The organism is Stieleria sp., assembly GCF_041595215.1.
Taxonomy (GTDB): domain Bacteria; phylum Planctomycetota; class Planctomycetia; order Pirellulales; family Pirellulaceae; genus Stieleria; species Stieleria magnilauensis.
Genome location: NZ_JBFHKV010000561.1, coordinates 1 through 5,430 on the forward strand (window position 1 = coordinate 1; position 5,430 = coordinate 5,430).

The window sequence follows — 5,430 nt, forward strand, 5'->3', positions numbered from 1 at the left end:
AACGGAGCGGTGTCGATGCAACCGCGCGTCGAAATGTTTGGCGCCAGTTCGGCGACCAGGCGTTGGAGTTGCTTCAGTTTGGCATGGATCGTGTCGTGATAGTCGGCGCCCGGCCACGCGTAACGCGCCACCGATCCCTGGCCGTCGGCGCATGGTTGGTCGGCATCGGCCGGGTATGGATACGCCAGCACGATGATGCTCTTGGTCCCCGCCATCACGCCGTCGGCATGGCGGTAGGCGTCCAAGCGGTCGGCGAAGTACTGCATCCCGGCGGCGCAACCCGACTCGATCCATTTGACGAGATCGGTGAAGCCTGCGGAATCAACCGCCGGGGCGATCCCGGCGTTGATGAACCCCAATTCCGCGGCCCGCTGTCGAAACAGCGGCAGCCATCCGGCGGGATCGGGGGGCGATTCATTCACGGGCGTGGTTCACGATTGCAACGTGAATTCTGGCAACTTGACGATCTCTCCGCCCTTGGTTGCCGACTCGTGAGCACACAATCCGACGCACGTCCAGTTGGCGCTGGTGACGGCGTTGGGCCAGGGATCGCGGTCTTCGCTGACCGCGCTGACCATCTCGTGAACCAAGTGCGGGTGTGATCCGCCGTGTCCGCCACCTTGGACGAATGACAAGTGGCCAGCGTCGTGGATTTCCGATGGCAGCGTGAACTTCTGAATCTCGGCCGGCAGCAGATGGGCAAAGTCAGGTACTTCGATCTTTTCTGCGATCTCCGGTTCCGGTTTCTTCGCGGTGTGCAAGACGTGTGGTTCGTTTTCGATCAACGTCCACTCGAAACTTTTCTTCGTTCCATAAACGTCAAAGCTTTCGCGATATTGGCGGGCGACGTCATACAGGAAACGCCAGATGTGCGCCGAAAGATCGCTGTCCTTCAATTTGATATGACAGCTCTCGACGGCGAACCGATTTCCCGACTTTTTCGCAATCGACTCGCGGACTTCGCCGGACCCGAAACAACTGACGTATTCGGCCAGTGCGTTGGTCAAACCCAGGCACGGGCTGACGACGTGCGTGGCGTAATGCATCGGGATCATTTCTTCCCAGTAACTCGGCCAGCCATCCATGTCTTGCGGGTGCGATGCGGCCAGGTGTTGGATCTTTCCCAGTTCGCCACTCTCGTACATCTGTTTGATGAACAAGAACTCGCGGCTGTAGACGACTGTCTCGGCCATCATGTACTTCAACCCCGTCTCCTTGACCTTTTCAACGATCTGACGGCATTCGTCGATCGTCGTCGCCATCGGCACCGTGCACATCACATGCTTGCCCGCATCGAGTGCCTGCAGCGACATCCAGGCGTGATCGGGAATCGGGCTGTTGATGTGGACGTAATCGATGTCTGGGTCGGCCAACAGTTCCGCGTAGTCGGTGAAGCGTTTCTCGATCCCAAATTGGTCGGCCGCCTTGGTCAATTCGACTTCGTTTCGTCGGCAAATCGCGACGACTTCGGCGCCGGCATGGGCTTGATAGATCGGAATGAATTCGGCGCCAAAGCCGAGGCCAATCATTGCGACGCGAACAGGTTTGGACATGGGAAACCTTTACCAAGGGTAGCGAGAGAGGAAACGGATCGCAGCGCCGGTGCCGGATGCACGGTGACGCAGGGAGGCGGAACCGCAGTAACAAAACAATGGTGTTTGACCGGGGCAAGCGACAAACTTAGCAAAAATCGTGATGCCATCAATGCAATATCGCGCATCATTGCTAAGCTATTTCACATGCAACAACGAAGCGTGGCGCTTTTGATCGAATCCAGTAACGAGTATGCCCGAGGGCTGCTGCGCGGGGTGTTGCGATACCAGGAAGAGTTCGGCCGATGGAAGGTCGATTTACCGGAGCAGCATCGTGGGGCGGATCCGCCGAGTTGGTTGCGACGGTATCCGGGCGATGGCATTTTGGCGCGGATCGAAACGGACAAGATTGCCCAGGCCGTCCGAGCGACCGGGTTGCCGACGATTGATCTGAGTGCGGCGCGGCGACTGCCTGACATTCCATGGTTGGAAACCGATGATCAGCAAATCGCGGATTTGGCGGTCGAACATTTCCAGGAACGGGGATTGCGCGCGTTGGCGTTTTGTGGCGAAGTCGAGTTCAACTGGGCGTGTTGGCGTCGCGATGCGTTTGTCGCTGCGGCGCAAGCGCGCGGGTTGGAGGTTTCGGTGTTTGACATCCCGCCGGAAACAGCACGCTCGACGTGGGCGCGTCAGCGGCCGAAGCTGTTGCGTTGGATCCGGGATCTGCCGAGTCCCTGCGGGCTGATGGCGGCGTATGATTCGTTGGCCCGGCGGATCTTGGATTTATGTGACGAAGCGGGACGGCGTGTTCCCGATTCGATCGCCGTCTTGGGCGTGGACGACGATCCACTGTTGTGCCGGCTGGCGTCTCCGCCGTTGACGAGCGTTATTCCGGATGCCGAGCAGGCGGGTTACGTCGCGGCGGAGTTGTTGGAAAAGATGATGGACGGTCAATCCGTTCCGGCGACGGGCACCCTGTTGCCTCCGATCGGGATCTCCACACGACGCTCGACCGATACCGTCGCGGTGGACGATCCCGAGATTGAAAACGCCGCGCGCTACATTTTGGCCCACGCGTGTTCGGGGATTCGGGTCGGCGATGTGGTGGCCACAACCTCGATGACGCGCCGTGCGTTGGAATTGCGATTCAAAGCGATGTTGGGCAAGACGCCACACGAGATGATCGTGGCGACGCGGATCCAGCGGGCCGAACGCTTGCTGCGCGAAACCTCGTTCCCGCTCGATTTGATCGCGCGGCGTTGCGGCATCGAGCATGCGGAGTATCTGAGCGTGATGTTTCGAAAGCAACGTGGGATCACGCCCGGCAAGTACCGCGCTTCGTTCCGCTGATGGGTAAGCGATTGAGCAACCGATGGTGTTTAGCCTTTTGGCGATTCCGGGTCGCTGCTACGCAGCGAAAAGGGGCGGCTAAAGCCTGCACACCAACACGTGTCAACAGTTGCCAAAGCATTAGCCGACTTCCGCTCCGTGGATCCGCCACCACGACCGAGCTTCTTCGACCGACCAGGGATGCATCGCGATCAGCCGATCCAATTCCAAGGCCAATTCGTCGATCGTCGAGAAGCGATCTTCGACGCTTTTGGCCATACACTTTTTGACCAACGCGATGATCGGCTCGGGGACGTCTTGGTCGCGATGCACACCGATGCTGATCGGTTGTTCCGTCAGCACCAACGCAAACAATGATTCCGGGTCGCACTCGATAAACGGCGGACGTCCCGACAGCAAAAAGTAGGCGATGCATCCGACGGAATAGATATCCGAACGGGGATCGATGTTGTTCGGTTCGCGATAGCGTTCCGGCGCCATGTACATCGGGGTGCCGGCCCAGATCGTTTCCGCGGTCTGGTAGGAATCGGCGTCGGGTTGCAGCGGTTTGGCCAAACCGAAATCGAACACGACCGCCCAGTCACCGACGGAGGCGTCCAGGGACAGCATGATGTTTTGGGGTTTGATGTCTCGGTGCACCAGCCCCAACTTATGAGCCTCGCCGAGTGAGTCGCAAACCTGGCGCAGAATAAACAGCGCCCGTCCGATGGGCTGAAACCCGCTGCGTGCCACGACGTCGTACAACGTGATTCCCTTCAAGAACTCCATCACGCAATACGCTTCGCCTTCATCGCCCCGGCCGTAGTCATAGATCGTGACCGTGTGCGGATTGCTCAGCGAGGCGGCCAGTTTGGCTTCGCGATCGAACCGCAGCCGGTCTTCCAAGTTATCGCGGTCACCGCGCAGTACCTTCAATGCGGTATCGCGACCGAGTTGTCCATGTTTGGCGCGATAGACGACGCCCATCCCGCCGCTGCCCAACTCGGTGATCAACTCATAGCGGCTCAACGGGTGGACGGCGGCCTGAGCCATGGCGGTTCGTCTGGCGATCCGTCCGGCGGCGGTCAGCGCGGTGAAGGTCAGGATGATTCCCAGCGCGACGAATCCCAACCAGACGGTTTGCGCGGTCGCAAACGCCGAAGGTGCGGTTCGTTCGACAACAATGCCCACGTTCCATCGATTGACCCAACGCCATGCACCCACCACGTCCATGCCGGCGTAATTACGGTAGGGGGCCAGTTGCGATCCGGATTGTCCCGACGAAGCCGCCGCGACGGAATAGGTCAGCGGTTGCGTGCGTCGAATTTGGCTTGCCAGAAGAGTCGCAGACGCCGCGGACGTGCCCGGATCGGAGACTCGTAATCGGCAAGACACCGAATCGTCGTCGGACGCGCCGAGCGTCAGCCAGTCGAGCGCGCGGGGGCTGTTGGTGACCATCATGCCGTTGGCGTTGACGGCATACACGTCCAGCCCGCCCGCGTTGGAAGCTTCGCGAAAGATCTGGTCCAAGGCGTCGTACATGCCAAAGCCCCGAATCAAGATCGTGGCCACGACGCGCCCTTTGTCATCATGAATCGGTAAGATCTCGGCCATCACCGGCAATCGGGTTTCGGGTTCAACGCCGCTCTCGTCGGCGATCAAGATCTCGGGACCGAACAACACCGTTTCACCACGCATCGCACGTGCCAGATTCGCCGCCCCGTCCGGCGCGACGTTGCCCCCGACGTCGGCTCCGTCGACCAGCCAACTGGCGAGCACCTTTCCGGTGCGATCCCAGACGACATACTTGATATCGGGTTGTTTTGATTGGGCGACAAGCGCCGCGCGGATTTGTTTCGCGCTGGGGGCCTCACGCAGCGCGTCGACCGAATCATCTTGTTCGCTCGTGTGAACCAGGGCAATGATCGCATCCCTCAGGTCGCGGTGACGCGTCCACGATTCGGTCAGACGAGATTGATCGTCGAGGAATTGATCGACGCTGGTCCGGACGGCATCGGCCACGCCGGCCAATTCGTTCGCGGTCGATTGGCGCAGACTCGATTCCACTTGCGTGTGGGTCCACCATCCGATCAGTGCGGTCGGCAAGATGGTGGCCAGCCATAACCAGCCGGCATTGAAACGCCGATGTTTGGTCGCCCGTGTCTGCCAGATCCCGGCCGAGGGACGTCGCCGGGCCCGCGGCTCTTCGTCCCGATACCGCGGCGAGGCGTGGGTTCGTTGAGAACTTTGCTGGGTGACCTGCGCTGATTTGGAAGGGGCGGGGATCGATCCGGACTTCGATTTTCGACTACCGCTTTTGTAGGTCTGACGCTTCGGCTGGCGACCACTGGCCGCAGGTGTCGGATTGGACGGGGAGGTCGACGTGTCGCTGATCGAGTCGCGTTGGCCGGGAGGCAGGAACGGCGCGTTGGACGTCGCCGCATGACCGTCGGTGCCTTGAACGGAGGATTCGGGGGGCGATGAGTCCGCCAAGGCGGGCGGAATCGCCGGTTGCTTGGCCGAGTTGCCTTCCAGCCGAGCCGATTCGTGGTCGTGCTCGTCCAGC

4 protein-coding genes are annotated in these 5,430 nt (G+C 60.4%); 1 reads left to right on the top strand and 3 read right to left on the bottom strand.

Annotated elements, in window-relative coordinates:
- Positions 1-422, bottom strand: a 422-nt coding sequence (locus ABX749_RS20040; RefSeq protein ID WP_372897532.1) for a QueG-associated DUF1730 domain-containing protein, incomplete at its 3' end; no start/stop codon positions are given.
- Between the two features lie 9 nt (positions 423-431).
- On the bottom strand, positions 432-1,553 hold the full coding sequence (locus tag ABX749_RS20045) for a Gfo/Idh/MocA family protein (protein WP_372897533.1): 1,122 nt from the start codon (positions 1,551-1,553) through the stop codon (positions 432-434).
- A gap of 201 nt (positions 1,554-1,754) precedes the next feature.
- On the opposite strand from ABX749_RS20045, the gene ABX749_RS20050 reads away from it, so the two are divergent.
- Positions 1,755-2,885 carry a substrate-binding domain-containing protein gene (locus ABX749_RS20050; RefSeq protein ID WP_372897534.1) on the top strand — a complete coding sequence of 377 codons (1,131 nt, stop codon included), beginning with the start codon at positions 1,755-1,757 and terminating at the stop codon, positions 2,883-2,885.
- A 120-nt stretch (positions 2,886-3,005) separates the two neighbouring features.
- Here the strand turns inward: ABX749_RS20050 and ABX749_RS20055 are convergent.
- The coding region (locus ABX749_RS20055; protein WP_372897535.1) for a serine/threonine protein kinase at positions 3,006-5,430 on the bottom strand (2,425 nt) is incomplete at its 5' end.